Consider the following 18,517-nt stretch of genomic DNA (forward strand, 5'->3'; position numbering starts at 1 on the left):
TGCAGAGAAAAATCACTTACAGCGTTACAAGACCAATTACTGTCACAACCGTCAAAATGGCGGCCAGACCGTAAAATACCCATTTCCCGGCCGGGATGTGGATTTTCAGGTCATGCGTGGCGTGATGGATACGGTGCAGACCACACCACAATGGCAGAACAATCATCAGCAGCAGAAAAATACGGCCGATAATGCTCTGACTGAACATAGCGATGCGTTCATAGCCCAGTGCATCCGGGAATATGCTCAACGGCAACAGGATACCGACCAGCAGGATGATCACCGGTGCGAAGAAGGCGCTCCACATGCCACCGGCACCGAACAAGCCCCAGAAAGGTGGTTCATCGGAGCGTTTTGGTGTTTGGTTAATCACGTTATTCCTCCTGATCAGAACAGTAATGCGATAGCCAGTATGGCCAGCGTTACCACCACAGTGACTGCCCATAGCCCTTTAATGATTGGCTCAGGCCCCATTTTTTCATCTTTAATCACGATAATGCTGGCTTTGGGTGCCAGTTCAAACCAGGTTTTGGTATGGAGAACCGCTGCCAGCAGGGCAATAATATTGATGAGCAAGACCAGTGGGTGTTGCAAAAATCCAACAAAATGCGCCCAGCCTTCCGGACCCGCTTTCAATGAAAATACGCCATACAGCAGTACAATGCTGAACCAGGCAGCGGGAACAGCGGTACCTTCGCGCAACATATAGAAGCGATAAAATCCCAGCTTTTTCCACCAGGTCGGCGTCATGTCACGGACATACGCTTTACGTTTGGTTGTCATTATTTGCCTCCCTCCCTTATTGTGGTTTCAGCATGGCAATCATGAAGTCTTTAGCACTTTCGACCTTGCCTTGTTGGATGGCAGCGGCAGGATCGACATGCTTCGGACACACTTCCGAGCAGTAACCAACAAAGGTACAGGTCCACACCCCGTTATCACCGTTCAACTGCGGCATGCGTTCTTTTTTGCCGTGATCACGGTTATCCAGGTTGTAGCGATGTGCCAGTGTAATAGCGGCCGGACCGATAAATTCGGGATTCAGACCGAACTGCGGGCAGGCGGCATAGCACAATCCACAGTTGATACAGCCGGAGAACTGATGGTATTTGGCCATCTGTGCCGGGGTCTGCTTGTTAGGCCCCTGTTCCGGTTTACGGTCATTACCGATGATGTACGGTTTGATAGCTTCCAGACTCTCAATAAAATGAGTCATATCCACCACCAGGTCGCGTTCAATCGGGAAGTTACCCAGTGCTTCCACTTTCACGCCGTTGGGGTAGTCACGCAGAAAGGTTTTACAGGCCAGTTTTGGCACGTTGTTGACCATCATGCCGCAGGAGCCGCAAATCGCCATCCGGCAGGACCAACGATAAGACAGATCCGGTGCCAGGTTGTCTTTAATGTAGCCCAGCGCATCCAGCAAAGAGGTCTGTTTGTTATAGGGCACTTCATAGATTTCAGCGTGCGGCGCGTTGTCCTGCTCCGGGTTATAGCGCATGACTTCCATTTTTAGCGTTTGCATCTCAGCCATTCGCTTGCTCCTTATCACTTTTTTCCTGAGCGTCAGCCTCGCCCCCGTACACACGTTTTGCCGGCGGTAGTTTGGTGATCTTCACATCACTGTACTCCAGACGAGGCGCGCCTTCCGGGTTGTAGAACGCCAGTGTGTGTTTCAGGAAATTCACATCATCACGTTCGGTGCAGCCTTCATCCAGACGCTGGTGCGCACCACGGGATTCTTTACGGTTGATGGCGGAGTGCGCCATACATTGCGCGACGTCCAGGCTGTGTCCCAGTTCGATGGTGTAAAGCAGGTCGGTATTGAATACGCTGGAATGGTCGGTAATCTTCACGCGTTTGAAGCGTTCTTTCAGCTCAGCCAGCTTATCCAGCGTTTTTTGCATTAACTCGGTAGTACGGTAGATACCGCAACCTTCTTCCATCGATATACCCATTTCGTCGCGGATCTTCGCCCAGCTCTCTGTGCCTTCCTGTTTCATCAGGGTATGCAGACGCTGTTCTACATCGCGAGCCTGTGCATCCAACGCACTGGCGTTGGCCGGGGCCGATTCCAGAGAGCGCTGGGTGGCATGTTCGCCAGCGATACGACCAAATACGACGAGTTCTGCCAGGGAGTTGGAGCCCAGACGGTTGGCGCCATGCAGACCGACAGAGGAGCATTCACCGGCGGCAAACAACCCCTTGATTCGGGTTTCACAATGCTGGTCTGTTTCGATGCCGCCCATGGTGTAGTGTGCGGTCGGACGAATTGGAATGGGCTCTTTCACCGGGTCGACACCGACATAAGCCTGAGCCAATTCACAGATGAACGGCAGACGCTCTTTCAGTTTCTTTTCACCCAGATGACGCAGGTCAAGGTAAACCACATCACCCAGCGGGGTGGAAATGGTGCGACCGGCACGCCATTCATGCCAGAAGGCCTGCGATACTTTGTCACGCGGTCCCAGTTCCATGTATTTATTTTTCGGCTGACCCAGCGGCGTTTCCGGCCCCATACCGTAATCCTGTAGGTAACGGTAGCCATCTTTGTTGACCATGATACCGCCTTCACCACGGCAGCCTTCCGTCATCAGGATGCCGGAGCCTGGCAGACCTGTTGGATGGTACTGGACGAACTCCATATCACGCAGTGGAACGCCGTGACGGAATGCCATGCCCATACCGTCACCGGTGACGATACCGCCGTTGGTGTTATAACGGTAAACACGGCCAGCGCCACCGGTGGCCATAATCACGGCGTTGGCGCGGATCTGAACCAGTGTGCCTTCCATCATATTGATGGCGACAAGCCCGCGAGCCTGTCCGTCATCTACCAGAATATCCAGCACGAAATGTTCGTCAAAGCGCTGAATCTGCGGGTATTTCAGGGACGTCTGGAACAACGTATGTAGCATATGGAAGCCGGTTTTGTCAGCGGCGAACCAGGTACGCTCAATCTTCATTCCCCCAAAACGGCGCACGTTGACAGAACCATCCGGTTTGCGGCTCCAGGGACAGCCCCATTGCTCCAGTTGGGTCATTTCACGTGGACAACTTTGTACGAACTGGTCGACAACATCCTGTTCGCACAACCAGTCACCACCTGCGACGGTATCGTGAAAATGGAAGTCAAAGCTATCGTGATCCTGAGTGACTGCTGCTGATCCCCCTTCGGCAGCCACAGTATGGCTACGCATGGGATAAACTTTAGAGATCAGAGCAATCTTCAGTTGGGGATTAGCTTCGGCGGCAGCAATTGCCGCTCGTAAACCAGCGCCCCCGGCCCCGATAATGGCCAAGTCGGCATTAAAGGTTTGCAATGCACTCCTCCAGTTACTTAAGTTAATTAAATTAAATTAAGAAAATAATATCTATTCAGCATATATCGTTTATTTCTTTTTAATTATTAACACGTTAAAAAAGAAGGAAAAAACATTTATTCGCCTATTAAGAATAGATAACTATCTCTTTTTTGTGTGGAAATGATTATACCGACTTAAAAGTAAATGGAATTTGATGTGATCCAGTATTTTGCTGTTTTTTAACACGCTTTCGGACATAGTTTATAAAACGTGATCGATACGCTTATTTCGGTGGAAATAATATTTTTATACCCAATAAACGTCGAGTAGCAGGAAGGCGGTAACCGTGTGAGTCCCCAGGAGTTTACATCAGTGAGCGGCTGGGGTGAGCAAGAGCAGCGAACATATCTATACCCGTCATACTTCAAGTTGCAGGTGTGTTGGCTGCGTTCGTTCACCCGAATCACTTACCTGAGTAAGCTCCTCGGGATTCACTCTCTTTCCGCCTTCCTGCAACTCGAATTATTTGGGGTATAAAATTTGAAAGATGAAAAGTGTATTTCTTTAATGGTGTCTTTACTGACAATATAAGAAAATCTTTCACGGGATATAATTTGTCTGGTTGACATGATGCGGGTAGACTGCACCACCTGTTTGACCTTTGGAGTAATCACCTTGAGCGAAACGGCAAGTTGGCAACCCAGCGCTTCTATCGCCACACTGTTGAAACGGGCATCGATCATGATGGATATCCGACGTTTCTTCGCTGATCGCGGCGTACTGGAAGTTGAAACGCCAGCCATGAGTCAGGCGACGGTAACAGATGTTCACCTTTCCCCGTTCCAGACCCACTTTGTCGGCCCTGGTGCGGCTGAAGGATTAACACTATATCTAATGACCAGCCCGGAATATCACATGAAGCGTCTGCTAGCCGCAGGTAGTGGACCGATATTTCAGTTGTGCCGCAGTTTTCGTAATGAAGAATCTGGTCGCCATCACAATCCCGAGTTTACCATGCTGGAGTGGTATCGCCTGCACTATGATATGTATCGCCTGATGAACGAGGTGGACGATCTGTTGCAGCAGGTGCTGGAATGCGACAATGCCGAAAGGCTTACTTATCAGCAGGCTTTTCAACGTCACCTTGAGATTGACCCGTTGTCCGCAGACAAAGCGCAATTACGTGACGTGGCGGAAAAACTGGGTGTTGGGGATGTCGCAGCTAATGAAAACGACCGCGATACCTTACTGCAACTGCTGTTTACGGTGGGTGTGGAAACCAATATCGGACGTGACAAACCGGCTTTTGTTTACCATTTTCCGGCTACCCAGGCATCACTGGCGGAAATCAGTACCGAAGATCATCGTGTGGCCGAGCGGTTTGAAGTCTATTTTAAAGGCATCGAACTGGCGAATGGTTTTCGTGAATTAACCGACAGTCATGAACAACGCCAACGCTTTGAACAGGATAACCGCAAACGTACCGCCCGCGGTCTGCCAGTACAGCCGATCGATGAAAATCTGCTGGCCGCGCTGGAAGCCGGTATGCCGGAGTGTGCCGGTGTGGCGCTGGGTGTGGATCGTCTGATTATGTTGGCATTGAACGCTGAAACATTGAGCGATGTGATCGCATTTTCTGTTGATAGAGCGTAATAGCAAGGGTTCTTGCGAGTGGGGCCACCGCCCGGATGGCACCAGCGATTAAACGCCACCGGTAGTGGATGTGCGTCCAGACATCTGCACCGAATCCATCTGTACCTGAAAGGGTGGGAACGGTATGACCAGATTGTGTTGGCGGTAACTTTCCAGAATCAATTGATGTAGCTGATGACGTAACGGCATCCGGTGTCCCATTTCAGCGGCAAAAATGCGTAGCTCGAAAATCTGGATACCCTGTGTCAGATCCACCAGAAACACTTCCGGCGGCGGATTATCCAGAACCAGATCACTCTGTTTTGCCACCTCCAGCAATAGTTCCGTCACTTCCTGGCTATTGGCCTGCGCCGGGGCCGGAACACTTACCACCACGCGGGTCACGGAATCGGACAGCGACCAGTTGATAAACTGTTCGGTAATAAACGCTTTGTTGGGAACAATGATCTCTTTACGGTCCCAGTCTGAAATGGTCGTGGCCCGGGTGTTAATCCGCATGACACAGCCAGTGAGATCGTGGATCGTGACGGTATCGCCAATACGAATCGGCTTTTCGAACAGAATAATCAGGCCAGAAATAAAGTTGGCGAAAATCTCCTGCAAGCCAAAGCCCAATCCCACGCCCAACGCAGCGACCAACCACTGTAGTTTCGCCCACTCAATGCCAATCATCGAGAACCCGATCAAACCACCTATTAGCATCAGCAGGTATTTACTGACTGTGGTGATGGCATAACCGGTGCCGGGTGCGAGCTCGATATGCTGTAACAGCGCCAGTTCCAGCAAGGCGGGTAAGTTTCGCATCAACTGTACGGTGATGAAAAAAATCAGCATGGCAATCAGCACTGCACCAAGGGTAATTGGTTGCACGCTTTCCACCCCTTTCACGGTACTGGTGACATCCCATAGACTGATATTTCCCAGAAACGCAAAGGCGGAATGGATTTCTGACCACAACGCAATCACCGAAACCAGCGCGATAAGTGTCAGGATTGAACGCACCAGTTTTAGTGATTTGGCGCTGATGGCATCCAAATCTACTACCGGTTCTTCCAATGTGTCGCCACCGTCATAGCCGCTGGACGATAGCGATTCTTCTTCCCCCCGCGCTCGCTGGGCCAGGATTTCGGCACGACGTTGTCTGGCACGATCAAAGGCAATGCGACGGCGCTGAATCAGCATCCAGCGACGAATGATGTGGTAAACCACGAGCAGGAAAAACCAGATGGCCACGGACGTTTCCAGCCGAGCCAACAGCGCCTGGGATGTCGTCAGATAACCCAGACTGGCGGCCAGCGCAGCCACCAGCGGCATGAAAATCAGGATGTTCCACATGCCACGGTTGGCTGGATTTTCCCCGGAACCGGCTTTATCCAGATAGAGTGGAATGCCGGCCCGCTTGAGGCTGGTGGTCACCAGGGTGAGGGCCATACACAACAAGATAAAACACAGGCGCCCCAGCGTACTGGAAAATTCACGGTCATTAAGATTGTCAAACGTGATAAGCGCCATGATCAAGGGGACGATAAAACCGATAGATAGCTGGTAATAACGCATAGCCCGAGCTACCCGTATCGGGGACCAGCCAAAGTGCACGATGAACAGCCCCTGCCGATGGGCAAACGCTGCGCTGATCATCACTACCCACATCAGTGGTACGGTAGCAGTAACACTGTCGCCGATAGCCACGGCCACCGGATAAGGCCAGGCATTCTGCAAGCCATATCCCAGCGCGGCCCACAATACCGGGAGTGGAATAGCCACCATAACCGACCAGAATACCGTGCGTAGAGTCAGCATAAAATGGTCTAGGGTGACTTTACCCACCCGATCGCTGGCGCGCTGCATAAAGGCATGGTAATGACGACGAGAGCCAACACTGAACCCTACCAGCAGCAATGCGCCCAGCAGCGGTAACAGCGTATCGCGGCTGGTGACCATCATGATCATGGCCCTGCCGAGTTGGGTCAGCGTGTCCAGCGACAGCAGCAATGATAAATCTTTCAGCAGTGTGATTGGGTAGGCGAAGGTTATCGGTTCGACGTCCGCCACCCAGAACAGGTAACGGTGTGCGGCCTCACGAATTTCTAACAACGCGTCTTCCAACTGATTATTGGCGACTTTCAGCTTGGTCAATTCAAGGACCAGTGTGTCGCAACCAGATATCAGAGAGGTCAGTAATTCACGTTGCGTGCGTAGCTGATCGTCAAGGATTTTTTGCTGCGCGGTGGTCAGTGGTGAGCCATTATCCTGTCTGGCCAGCTCGGTTTTTGGTAGTTGACTGAGCAAATCGTCATAATGCAGCCGCTGCACACGCAATTGGGCCATGTCTCTGTCCAGTAACTGGGGCTTTGGCATGTCGGGCAGGCGGGCGACCTGGGCGCGCAGCGTCTCCCCCAATGCGGTGGAAGAGCCCAGCCATTGCGCCTGTTCGCGCAATGTACTCAATGCCTGATGTACCTGAAGCGTCTGTGCCGCAGCCTGACGTTGCTGTGAGGAAATCAGGTCCATACGCTGTGCCTGCTGATTCAGTGCTAACGACAATTCGCGATTAATCTGTAACGGTTTGGCAATGATGGTGGGTAAATCACCACTCTGCTCTGCCAGTAGCTCTGTGCGCTCCAGTGCTTGTTCCGCTTCCTGCTGTCGCAAGGTGTTTATTGTGTTGCGCTGGGTTTGCAGCTGATTATCCAGTCGATCACGCTGTTTCTGGTAAAGCTCGCCACGCAGGCGCGACAGTTCCTGTCGGTTGTTGGCGGAAAGCTGAGCCAGCGCCAACTCATCGACACGACTTTTACGCAGCGCCGATTCCGCCTGCAGGGCGGCGAGTTGGGCTTGTCCGAGCGGGGTATTCGGCACACCCAGCGCCTGAATTCGTCGCTCAATATCGCTTAGTGCACGGTTGGCTTCGGTTTGTTGCTGTGGCAGTTGGGACAGTGAATCGATGATTTCCCGTAGCCAATCCTGCTCTTGCTGTAGTAGGCGGCTCCGCTCCAGCAACTGGCTGCTGGTTTGTACAATCTGCTGTTCAAGATCGTTAATCGAAAGGTTATGCGTGGCAGGAGGCGATTTGTTGTCCTCGGCAGTCAGTTGCTGACTTAGTTGCCGGGTCAGTTTCGGGAAATCATCAATCACGTTCTGGTACTGCGCGGCCCGTTGTTGTGCTTCCTTGCTTTCATTGAGCATACGCAGGGCGGATTGTAGTTCTTTAATTATGTCTGCCTGATTAGGCAGGCTTTTATTACTTTCCGCCTGTTGCAAATCCTGACGCAGTTGCGCGTCGGTGGGGATTTTGGCGGCTAGCGATGCGGTTGATAACAGGCATCCCAGTAAGAAAATCAGTATCAGACGCACGGCTAGCCTCCCTTAATCATTGTAGTGTGGTGTTTATGGGGTGCAGTCTGCTCCATCCGGCGTGTCAGCGTCGGTTTCTACCGTGTGCGGTTCTTCGGCGAAAGGTTCACCCACACGGGTGACACTGTGGCTGGCAAGAGTAGACATCAGTTGTACACTGCCGGCGGCAAACAGGTTGATCACTGTCGAGCCCAGCTTGAAGCGCCCCATTTCCTGACCTTTTTCCAGCACAATTGCGCCTTCACCTTCGGCGGGATAGGTCCAGCGTTTGATGATGCCTTCACGTGGCGGCGTTACTGTGCCTGCCCATACGGTTTCGATACTGCCAACAATGGTCGCTCCCACCAGGATCTGCGCCATCGGGCCGAACGGTGTGTCAAACAGGCAGATAACCCGTTCGTTACGGGCAAACAGATTGGGGACATTTTGGGCAGTCAACGGGTTAACGGAAAACAGATCACCCGGGACATAAATCATCTCGCGCAGCACACCATCACAAGGCATATGTACGCGATGATAATCTTTCGGTGACAGATAGATGGTGGCAAACAGACCATCACGGAACAGGTCGGCCATGATGTAGTTGCCTGCCAGCAGCGCTTCCAGCGTGTAGTCGTGGTTCTTGGCCTGGAGGATTTTGCCGTCAGTAATGCTTCCCAATTGAGAAATAGCACCATCAGCAGGCTGTACCAGCCGGTGGGCGTGCGGATCAATCGGACGGATACCCAGACGCAGAGGACGGACAAAGAATTCGTTGAAAGTGCGGTACGCAGCGGTATCTGATTGCTGCGCTTCCTGCATGTTAACCCGGTAGCAGCGCACGAACAGGTCGATAACCAGTTTGGTCAGGATACCTGCCTGTCGCTCCGCGCCCCAGCCAGCCAGACGTGTCAGCCATATTTTCGGCAACAAATATTGTAGAGCTATCTTGATACTATCCAACACAGTGAACCTCTTGGATTAATGATGCGCCAGGGTGGAAAAGGGCGCATTGTAGCGATGGATGCGACAAATGTCAGTTATCTGAATCGGAAAAGGATTTACGCGTTTTTACCTGTGCCATGCTGTCCAGGATACTGTGGTAATTTTCAAACCGCTCCGCCGCAATCTCACCCCGTTCCAGTGCCGCACGGATGGCACAGCCTGGGTCGTTATTATGTTTGCAGTCGCGGAATTTACAATTGCCGAGGTAATTCCTGAATTCGATAAAACCCTGAGTCACCTGTTCCGGATTCAGATGCCAGAGACCGAATTCCCGCACGCCGGGAGAATCGATAACATCACCGCCACTCGGAAAATGGTACAGACGGGACGCTGTTGTGGTGTGTTGACCTAATCCAGAATTGCCGGACACATCGTTGACCACGATGCGTGCAGCCCCTGAATAGAGCAGCGAGTTGAGCAGACTGGATTTTCCTACCCCGGACTGACCGGCAAAGATACTGATCCGTCCGGTCAACGCGGCTTCCAGTTCCGGAATACCCTGCTGGGTGTGGCTGGAAACCATCAACACCCGATAGTGCAGTGCACGGTAAATATCCATCAGTTTTTCCACGAATTTCAGGGACTCGTCGTCCAGCAGATCGATCTTGTTCAGCACCAGCATCGGCTCGACTTCCAGTGTTTCGCAAGCCACCAGATAGCGGTCGATCATATTTAAAGACAGTTCGGGGAGGATAGAGGACACGATCACGATCTGATCAATATTGGCGGCAATCGGTTTAATGCCGTCATAATAATCGGGACGAGTCAGTACCGACTGGCGTGGGTGTACGGCTTCCACGATACCGCTGATGCCGGACAGCGCCTCATTGCCGGCACGCCAGACTACGCGGTCTCCGGTGACCAATGACGAAATGGTGCGGCGAAGATTACAGCGATGTAGCGTGCCGTCGACGGCTTCCACGTCGGCATGCATGCCAAAACGACTGATGATGATGCCTTCCTGAGCTTCACTCAGTTGGTTATCATCCCATTCTATCTTGTTATCCGCGTGCTTCAGGCGGCGCTGATGATTGGCGCTGACCCTACGCTGCTGACCTTTCGACAGTTTCTTTTTGCTCACTAAGCCTCACTTGATACTGCAATTATCGCCCGTGGCGATTGAAGCGACTATAATACACGCTATTTTGTTTTAATTAACCGATGCCGGATGTTTGTCCACACCTTATGGCCTTCATGGCAGAAACCGGCACACAAAATCACAATAGGACCTTCCCAATGGTAGATGAAAACAGACTGATCTGGATCGATCTTGAAATGACGGGACTGGATCCCGAGCGTGACCACATCATTGAAATCGCCACGCTGGTGACCGATGCCAATCTGAATGTGCTGGCGGAAGGGCCAACACTGGCGGTACATCAACCAGATAGCCAACTGGCGTTGATGGATGACTGGAACGTTCGTACTCATACTGGCAGCGGACTGGTTGAGCGAGTGAAGGCCAGCCAGTTTAGTGAACGCGCCGCTGAGCTGGAAACGTTGAAATTTCTGCAACAGTGGGTGCCGGCAGGAAAATCACCAATTTGTGGCAACAGCGTCGGACAGGATCGTCGTTTTTTATTCCGCTATATGCCTGAGCTGGAAGCCTATTTTCACTATCGGTATCTGGATGTCAGCACGCTGAAAGAGTTGGCGATCCGCTGGAAGCCGGAAATTTTAACCGGATTCACGAAGCGTAATACGCATCAGGCGCTGGATGATATTCGTGAGTCGGTGGCTGAGCTGGCCTACTATCGTGAGCACTTTATCCAGCTCTGATCTCTGTTCGACCACAGCGGAAACGTGCTGGAAATAGTGCCAGGAAAAAAAGTGTTTCCGGGACAAGGTGTTACCTGGCGAGTTGTTGCTTTTATCTGCAATCAGGCACAAATTCTGCTCCAAGGACTTGCAGAGCAACGCTTTTCTCGTATAATTCGCACCCCGTACCGGCAATGAAATGCAGGTACGGCGCAACACTCCCGAGCGGGAATAGCTCAGTTGGTAGAGCACGACCTTGCCAAGGTCGGGGTCGCGAGTTCGAGTCTCGTTTCCCGCTCCAATTCTTCTTCATTTCTTCCTAATAGACATCCATTCAAATCTGTCATTGGTCCATTCAGAAAGTGCGTGTTTTTTGACTCGTCCGACGCTATCCGACCATATTCACTGTTAAACCCCCACATTATCTGTAGCGCCTCCATCAGAAGATGACCAGTTTGAGCTCACAAGGAGGTGCTTGCAGCGCCTGTATGATCTGCCCATTATCACCGTTATGTACACCTTGCCATCAAACTCAGCCCACTGCGCGGTTTCTGGTTATTGCTGGTGCAGGTTCCAGCCATTATCCGTGAAGATTTCATCATTATTCTTGTGTGCTGGGATCGCTGATCGGTTGATGTACCAGGACGACGTAAGCCAGCGCGCCCAGTACCGTAATACCGGCACAGATCGTCAGTGCCAGATGAAATGAATGAGTGGTGTCTACAACCCAGCCGGTAACGATGGGCGCGAACGACGCAAAGATAAAGCTGGCGAAGTTCTGGATGCTGCCTACCGAAGCGGTCATCCGTGAGGCGACCGCGACGTGGATGAGTCCCCAGCAGGAGGTTCCAGCGAAGTGAATGCAAAACAGCGCCATACCGATCAGCAAAACGGCGCTTATGGTGGTCGTCGCCTGGGGAACGACAAAGGTAAATGCAGCAGACAATAGCATACCAATGACGATGCTGAGTTTGCGGCTCTTGATGGGGGCCATACCCCGCTTAACCAGGAAATCAGTCACATAGCCATTGGAGAGCATTCCTGCTGCGCCAAACAGGAAAGGGATAGCCGCCATTATCCCGGTACTTTTCAAGTCCAGGTTATAAGTACTTTGCAGATAGCCCGGCAACCATGCCAGATATAGCCAGGCAGTGTAGTTAATGCCGCTGAAGCCCAGCATCATGCCCCACATTGTGCGGTGACGGAATAAACCACGCCATTCGCGAAAACTCATGGGGTCACGGCGGTTATTCACACTGCCAGCATTAAGATAGGTCTGCTCTGCATCGGTCAACGCAATCTGCTCGCGATTGCGATAGAGCATATACCAGCCAATAGAGAGAAAAACCCCCATAATCCCGATAGTGACAAACATCCCCCGCCAGCCGATAGTGATTAGCATCGCCGCCAGAATGGGCGGACTTATTGCCAGACCGATGGTGGATGCCGCATTAAAGAACCCCATCGGGCGTCCGCGTTCTTTGATGTTAAACCAATCATTAATGACCTTTACACCGCAAGGATTCATCGGCGCCTCACCAATCCCCAGACCGATGCGGATCAGTACAAACTGAGTGAAATTGTGTACCAACCCGGACAACGCCTGGAACAGTGACCAGAAGAACATTCCCAGTCCCAGCATAATGCGTGGTCCTTTACGATCCAACAACGGACCACAGGGCAGTTGGGCGATGCCATATGCCAGTGAGAACACCGATAACAACACGCCAATTTCCGTGGCGCTTAAGCCCAGTTCCGTACGAATCGTCATATTGGCTACTGACAGAGAACTACGGTCGAGATAATTAATGACTGCGGCAAAAAATAACAAAATTATTGCCGTAGTCTGAATGCGTTTAATACGAGTGCTGGGTTGAAGAATTCCATTTTGTGGCATGGAATTACCAGCACTGCCTGTTTTATTAAAATCATTCTGCCCATCAATTGTAATATGTGTATTATCCACACTTTACTCCTGGATATTTATTATTTCTTTTTCGCTAAAATTCTGGCGTCAAAGAGAGGGAAATGCGGTTTTTAATTTATGCGCATGAGACTATTAAATTTAACCGCTAACTCACTAACAACCGGGTAATTAAGTCGACTTTGGATGAGCGTAGAATGCATTGAATTTATTTTCGCTGGTATTTTTACAATTTCGTGCTGTTGATAATAATTTCCTGTTTTTAATCGGTACTTAATGATTGAGCGGTTCAATATTGATTGATGGAACGAATCATCGATTGTTTCGCGGTTTCCAGATGATTACGCAATGCCAGCGTGGCATCCAGGTCGTTACGGCAGATCAAGGCGCTGAGGATGGTCATGTGTTCATCAACAGCAATAATGTTGCGTTGTTTTAAATCACTCTCATCCCACTGATAATGAAAATGGAAAATAACAGATATGATCTCAAGGGATTGATTGAAAAACGTATTTTTAGCAGCGGAAAGGATCAGAGCGTGAAAATCACGGTCAAGCTGGGAGAACATGCGGTAATTGTCGCCAATGCTGTCACGTAACAATCGGTGGCGTTCAAGCAGGGCTTTGGCCTCCAGCCATAATGGATCATGTTCTGGCCGGTTCAGAAAGTGTTGTAATGAATGGATTTCCAGCATTTCACGTAATTCAAAGAGTTGTTCAGCATACGACTGATCAAACTGTTTCATGCTCCACTGACCGCGACGTTCACTGACGATCAGATTGTAGCGGCAAAATTTCAGCAGATATTCGCGTACCACGACCGGGCTAACGCCAGCGGCTCTGGCCAGTTGCAGTTCAGAGAATGTTTCACCACTTTTTAGCTGGCGCTGATTGATCATATTGAAAAAAGCCTGCTCAAAAATCCGGTTTTGTTCGTCCAGCGGCGCGGAAATGCACTCAAAACCGTCATGGTGTCCAGGTGTTCGTATGATGCTGTAGTCCCTGCCTACTTGCGCCAAGACGCCTTGTTCCGTGAGGTGGTTTAAAATATGGCGGACGGTGGTGCGGCTGATATTGTACATTTCGGCCAATGCCGACTGGGAAGGTAGCGGTGAAGGGATATGGCCGCGGATCATCCCGTCAATAATCTGGTTAATCACGTTGTGGCGGAGATTTTGTGAGCGGCTCATTTTCAGGTTCCTGTTTTTTTTGTTATTAAAACCATATTTAAAACATTTTTTTTCGTGATGAATCACAAATTATGTTTGTGGTTTAAACCTATTTAATTTTTTCATTAATAACTGTCGTAATACAGAAAGGGAGATTTAAAAAATGGTTATGATGAAATCATTGGTGTGTTTAGAACCAGAAAATATGCTTTTTCAGCAGCGTAATAAGCCCATTCCGGCAGATAATGAGGTGTTGATAAAAATAAAGACAGTGGGAATTTGTGGTACGGATATTCATGCCTGGGCGGGGAAACAACCTTTTTTCAGTTATCCACGGGTGTTAGGCCATGAAATATGTGGGGAGGTGGTCGGTCTTGGCAATAATATTCATGATATACGAACCGGAAAACAGGTCGTAGTTATCCCCTATGTGGCCTGTAAAAAATGCCCGGCTTGCTTGAGTGGGCGTACTAATTGCTGCGAAAATATTTCAGTGATTGGTGTACATCAGGATGGTGGATTTAGTGAATATCTGAGTGTACCGGTGACTAATATTTTATTGGCGGAGGGGATTGATCCTGAATCTGCGGCATTGATTGAGCCATTTGCTATCAGTGCTCATGCTGTTCGTCGGGCGGAGATCAAACCCGAAGAGCCGGTGCTGGTGGTGGGGGCCGGGCCTATCGGGTTGGGTGTGGCGGCGATAGCCAAGGCGGACGGCGCTCATGTGTTGGTTGCAGATACCAGTGCGGAACGACGTACTCATGTACAACGGTATCTACAGCTTGAAGCATTGGATCCTGCGCAGGCAGATTTTGATGCGCAGTTGCGTGAGAAATTCAGTGGCTCGCTGGCGCAGAAGGTGATCGACGCCACCGGCAATCCGCTGGCGATGAATAACACCGTTAATTTGATTCGTCACGGCGGCAGCATCATTTTCGTCGGACTGTTTAAAGGGGAATTGCAGTTTTCTGATCCTGAATTCCATAAGAAAGAGACCACCATAATGGGAAGCCGTAATGCAACCCTGGACGACTTTGCCAAAGTGGGGCGCTTAATGGTTGAGGGCAAGCTCAGGGCCGAGATGATGTTGACCCACCGTTACCGTTTTGATGTGCTGGCCGATGTTTATGAAAAGGATGTGATTAATAACCGCGATCTGATCAAAGGCGTCATTCATTTCTGAATCTGTTCAATCGGTGTCCCGCTGTGATGTTGAACGTTCTGTGGATAGTGATGTTAACCGTGAAATGTTGCTGTCGCGCCTTATCGCGCGACGCACGCTTACCGATTTTAGCGCGGTGACGGTTCCCCGGTTGCCAGGAAGGGCACTCTTGCATGTCGTTTTACATGTATAGATACAAAAAGACATCATTTTATATAAAAAAGTCTTTTTAGACTCACTCAGTTTCAAATGCTCATACACTGCGCCTTCTCTATTGATAAGACAAATGATATCAATAATCATTACTATTTAATCGAGAATCCTATTTCCAGGGGCGAGTTCATTGTTAGCTACATTCGTTATCGGGCTGCGTGAGGGGTTGGAAGCGGCGCTTATCGTTGGCATTATTGCGGCTTTTTTACGTAAAAATGGCAAAAGTCTCACGGCCATGTGGGCGGGGGTTTTTCTGGCCGTTCTCCTTTCTGTGATTGTCGGTGTCGTGCTTGAAATGACTGAACACGCGTTACCTCAGGCAAGCCAGGAAGGGATGGAGGCGATTATCGGTGCTGTCGCCGTCTTCTTTGTCACCGGCATGATTATGTGGATGAATACGCATGCCCATAATATGAAGAAAGCGCTGGAAAACGAAGCCGCACAGGCCATCAGCCAATCCAGTGCCTGGGCGCTGGCCAGTATGGCGTTTCTGGCCGTTCTCAAAGAGGGCTTCGAGACGAGCGTTTTTTTGCTGGCTACTTTCTCAGTGGCACAATCTGCCGCGTGGGCTGCCGTCGGCGCTGTTATCGGTCTGATCATGGCAGTCATTATTGGCTGCGGTATCTATTTCGGCGGCGTTCGTATCAATCTGTCTCGATTTTTCCGTTTTACCGGTCTTTTCCTGATCCTGGTCGCGGGGGGGTTGATTATTACCTCTCTGCGCAGTGCCCATGAAGCCGGTTGGCTTAATATCGGCCAGGAGCGGATTGCCAACCTCTCCTGGTTGGTGCCACCGGGTTCGATACAGTCTGCATTGATCACCGGTGTGCTTGGTATTCCGGCAGACCCGTGTTTGATAGAAGTGCTAGGGTGGTTTTTCTATATTGCTATCGTTGTCCTGTTTATCTACTGGCCCTCAGACCGTCGTCCTTCGACAAAAGTAGCCGTACGTTGGCTGTTGAGTAGTGCTCTGGTACTGGCTTTGTCTGCCTTGTCATTGTTCCTGTATTACCCCAAGCCCACGTTGCAAATACCGAATACTGCACCCTTGGTCAGTAACGAGACACAAAACCCAGCCGGTCAACTGACACTCCTGAAAAAAGCGGACAATGGTTATCAGCTAAACGTCATATCAACCGGCAGTAAACCCAGAATATTGAATTTATCCACTGATGCGCAGGTGAAGGGTAACCATGATGGGGTTGTGGTCGAGATGTGGTCGATCAGACGGTCACTGACACCCGAGGACGCGCCTAAGGTACTGACCCTGGATCAAGTCGTTGAGCTCTATGGTAACCGTATTCCTATTGGCCTGAATCCCTCACAGCATCCTGGCCCCTATCAGGCGGAATGGACAGTTCACTGCGCCATTGATGTCTCTATTGCTCAAGGGGTGTTACTGAACGCCAGCGGGCATTCCGATGATGTTGTCACGCTCTCGGGAAGCGGTCTTCAATCACCAAGAACTGTCACCGCCCGTAATGATAAGCCTATGTCTGCATGTAACTGGCAGGTGGCCCGCGCCTATCGACAAAACGTTGAGGCGGCGTTGCAACGGATGCAGACGCTTCAGGATTCTTCCCGTTTCTGGGCCGTAATACTGCCCCTCTTTTTAACTGTACTCGCGCTTATTTTTGTCTTTTGTGCATTACGGATGTCATGGACACACCATAAGCAACGACAGCCGATATCTGCCAAAAACAGTCTGTTATTTAGCCCCGCAAAACCGACGACATTACCTGAAAATAAACAAAGGAAATAAACTCATGTCTAAAAAAATATTTAAGCGAAAAGAACCGCTGATGACCGTTGCTGGCCTGACGACACTGTTAATGTTTTCGATGGGGGCTTCGGCAAATAATGCCATGTCTGCTCCGGTAAAAAACGGTGTTTCACAAGTGAATATCACTATGACGGGGGCAGACGGCGGCACCTGTATGATTGACAACAATTCAGCGAAAGCAGGTCCGATTACGTTTAATGTAATCAATAAGACCGCAACCGCCATTACCGAAGTCGAGTTGCAGAGCAATAATCGCATACTTGGTGAGAAAGAAAACCTTGCCCCTGGTCTGCCGGCCGTGAAATTTACGCTGACCCTTGATGGTGGCAAATATCAAATTTATTGCCCGGGCGCCAAACAGGAAATGATCAATTTTACCGTTACCGGTAAAAGCGCAATTCGGCCTGGTGGCAGTACCGCGACGCTGCTGGCGCAAGGTACGAAAGACTACGCTATCTATGTAAATGGTGTGGTTGATGCCATGGTCGTTGCTGTTAATCGCCTAGCCGCAGATATTAATGCCGGCGATTTAAGCAAAGCGAAAGCTGATTATGCTAAAGCGCGCCCTTTCTATGAACGTATTGAATCCAATGTGGATGGCTTTGTGCTGCCTGGCTTCAAAGCCACCAATAATGCCGGTAATCTTGACTATCTCATTGATATGCGAGCGTCTAATCTCGACCCTAAAGTCGGCTGGCACGGATTTCATGCGATTGAACGTGACTTGTTTGGTCGTGGTGAAATTACTCCGGATACCAAAAAATTGTCCAGTGAACTACAACAGAATGTCGCCAAGCTGGACACGCTGGTTAAAGGGCTAACCTACAAACCAGAAGATTTGGCTAATGGTGCAGCGGACCTGTTGGAAGAGGTTCAGAACACCAAAATTAACGGGGAAGAAGAAGCATTCAGTCACATTGACCTGGTTGACTTCGCTGGCAATGTGGAAGGTGCCGAACAAGCCTTTTTTGACCTGCGGCCTGGCCTTGAAAAGATTGACCCGGATTTGACCAAGCAGATTTCTGCGCAATTTGCAGTCGTACATAATCAGTTGGAAACGTATCGCGATCCTAAGGTTGCCGGTGGCTATAAATATTACACTGCCGAGCTGAAAGCTGCCGATGCCGCGAAACTGAGCCGCACTATTCAGGCGTTACAAGAGCCGTTGTCGAAAATCGGCGAGAAAGTAGCGGCTAATAAAGGAGCTTGA

14 protein-coding genes and 1 tRNA gene are annotated in these 18,517 nt (G+C 50.4%); 6 read left to right on the top strand and 9 right to left on the bottom strand.

What is annotated here, in order from left to right; genetic code table 11:
• Window positions 1-16: 16 nt before the first annotated feature.
• The 4 genes from frdD to frdA are packed head-to-tail and all read right to left on the bottom strand — an operon-like array spanning window position 17 to window position 3,323.
• Window positions 17-373 (bottom strand): fumarate reductase subunit FrdD, encoded by a 357-nt coding sequence (gene frdD / locus RS889_RS02465; RefSeq protein WP_021017316.1) that lies wholly within the window; start codon window positions 371-373, stop codon window positions 17-19.
• Between the two features lie 14 nt (window positions 374-387).
• Window positions 388-783, bottom strand: a complete 396-nt coding sequence (frdC, locus tag RS889_RS02470; protein WP_315709179.1) for a fumarate reductase subunit FrdC — start codon at window positions 781-783, stop codon at window positions 388-390.
• Window positions 784-799: 16 nt separating this feature from the next.
• On the bottom strand, window positions 800-1,534 hold the full coding sequence (locus RS889_RS02475) for a succinate dehydrogenase/fumarate reductase iron-sulfur subunit (RefSeq protein ID WP_021017314.1): 735 nt from the start codon (window positions 1,532-1,534) through the stop codon (window positions 800-802).
• The gene (gene frdA, locus RS889_RS02480) at window positions 1,527-3,323 is read right to left on the bottom strand and encodes a fumarate reductase (quinol) flavoprotein subunit (protein WP_315709180.1); all 1,797 of its coding nucleotides are present in this window, start codon (window positions 3,321-3,323) and stop codon (window positions 1,527-1,529) included. The genes RS889_RS02475 and frdA overlap by 8 nt, the downstream gene beginning before the upstream one ends.
• A gap of 657 nt (window positions 3,324-3,980) precedes the next feature.
• Here frdA and epmA point away from each other — a divergent pair.
• Entirely contained in the window at window positions 3,981-4,958 is a 978-nt protein-coding gene (epmA, locus tag RS889_RS02485) for an elongation factor P--(R)-beta-lysine ligase (RefSeq protein WP_037382469.1), read from the top strand.
• Between the two features lie 48 nt (window positions 4,959-5,006).
• Here epmA and mscM read toward each other — a convergent pair whose 3' ends face one another.
• The 3 genes from mscM to rsgA all read right to left on the bottom strand — a co-directional run bounded on the left by mscM (window position 5,007) and on the right by rsgA (window position 10,377).
• Complete coding sequence (mscM, locus tag RS889_RS02490) at window positions 5,007-8,312, bottom strand: miniconductance mechanosensitive channel MscM (RefSeq protein ID WP_315709181.1); 3,306 nt, start codon at window positions 8,310-8,312, stop codon at window positions 5,007-5,009.
• Between the two features lie 33 nt (window positions 8,313-8,345).
• Window positions 8,346-9,257 carry an archaetidylserine decarboxylase gene (gene asd / locus RS889_RS02495; RefSeq protein ID WP_315709182.1) on the bottom strand — a complete coding sequence of 304 codons (912 nt, stop codon included), beginning with the start codon at window positions 9,255-9,257 and terminating at the stop codon, window positions 8,346-8,348.
• 70 nt (window positions 9,258-9,327) lie between these two features.
• Window positions 9,328-10,377, bottom strand: coding sequence for a small ribosomal subunit biogenesis GTPase RsgA (rsgA, locus tag RS889_RS02500; protein ID WP_315709183.1), 1,050 nt, complete (start codon window positions 10,375-10,377; stop codon window positions 9,328-9,330).
• Between the two features lie 155 nt (window positions 10,378-10,532).
• Here rsgA and orn point away from each other — a divergent pair, with 155 nt between their 5' ends.
• On the top strand, window positions 10,533-11,075 hold the full coding sequence (orn, locus tag RS889_RS02505) for an oligoribonuclease (protein ID WP_021017308.1): 543 nt from the start codon (window positions 10,533-10,535) through the stop codon (window positions 11,073-11,075).
• 204 nt (window positions 11,076-11,279) lie between these two features.
• A tRNA-Gly gene (locus RS889_RS02510) sits at window positions 11,280-11,355 on the top strand.
• A 300-nt stretch (window positions 11,356-11,655) separates the two neighbouring features.
• Here RS889_RS02510 and RS889_RS02515 read toward each other — a convergent pair.
• On the bottom strand, window positions 11,656-13,020 hold the full coding sequence (locus tag RS889_RS02515) for an MFS transporter (RefSeq protein WP_315709184.1): 1,365 nt from the start codon (window positions 13,018-13,020) through the stop codon (window positions 11,656-11,658).
• Between the two features lie 247 nt (window positions 13,021-13,267).
• Window positions 13,268-14,167, bottom strand: a complete 900-nt coding sequence (locus RS889_RS02520; protein WP_315709185.1) for a GntR family transcriptional regulator — start codon at window positions 14,165-14,167, stop codon at window positions 13,268-13,270.
• A 142-nt stretch (window positions 14,168-14,309) separates the two neighbouring features.
• Between RS889_RS02520 and RS889_RS02525 the strand changes: the two genes are divergently transcribed.
• The 3 genes from RS889_RS02525 to efeO all read left to right on the top strand — a co-directional run bounded on the left by RS889_RS02525 (window position 14,310) and on the right by efeO (window position 18,517).
• Window positions 14,310-15,332, top strand: coding sequence for a zinc-binding alcohol dehydrogenase family protein (locus tag RS889_RS02525; RefSeq protein ID WP_315709186.1), 1,023 nt, complete (start codon window positions 14,310-14,312; stop codon window positions 15,330-15,332).
• A 322-nt stretch (window positions 15,333-15,654) separates the two neighbouring features.
• Entirely contained in the window at window positions 15,655-17,286 is a 1,632-nt protein-coding gene (gene efeU, locus RS889_RS02530) for an iron uptake transporter permease EfeU (RefSeq protein WP_315709187.1), read from the top strand.
• Window positions 17,287-17,290: 4 nt separating this feature from the next.
• Window positions 17,291-18,517: an iron uptake system protein EfeO gene (efeO, locus tag RS889_RS02535; protein ID WP_315709188.1), complete on the top strand. Its 1,227-nt coding sequence runs from the start codon at window positions 17,291-17,293 to the stop codon at window positions 18,515-18,517.

This window comes from Brenneria uluponensis (genome assembly GCF_032395385.1).
Lineage (GTDB): Bacteria > Pseudomonadota > Gammaproteobacteria > Enterobacterales > Enterobacteriaceae > Prodigiosinella > Prodigiosinella aquatilis.

Excerpts from the sequence above, each read along its gene's own strand:
- frdC (WP_315709179.1), bottom strand. The coding sequence starts at position 783 with ATGACAACCAAACGTAAAGCGTATGTCCGTGACATGACGCCGACCTGG.
- efeO (WP_315709188.1), top strand. The coding sequence starts at position 17,291 with ATGTCTAAAAAAATATTTAAGCGAAAAGAACCGCTGATGACCGTTGCT.
- RS889_RS02525 (WP_315709186.1), top strand. The coding sequence starts at position 14,310 with ATGGTTATGATGAAATCATTGGTGTGTTTAGAACCAGAAAATATGCTT.
- RS889_RS02520 (WP_315709185.1), bottom strand. The coding sequence starts at position 14,167 with ATGAGCCGCTCACAAAATCTCCGCCACAACGTGATTAACCAGATTATT.
- RS889_RS02475 (WP_021017314.1), bottom strand. The coding sequence starts at position 1,534 with ATGGCTGAGATGCAAACGCTAAAAATGGAAGTCATGCGCTATAACCCG.
- orn (WP_021017308.1), top strand. The coding sequence starts at position 10,533 with ATGGTAGATGAAAACAGACTGATCTGGATCGATCTTGAAATGACGGGA.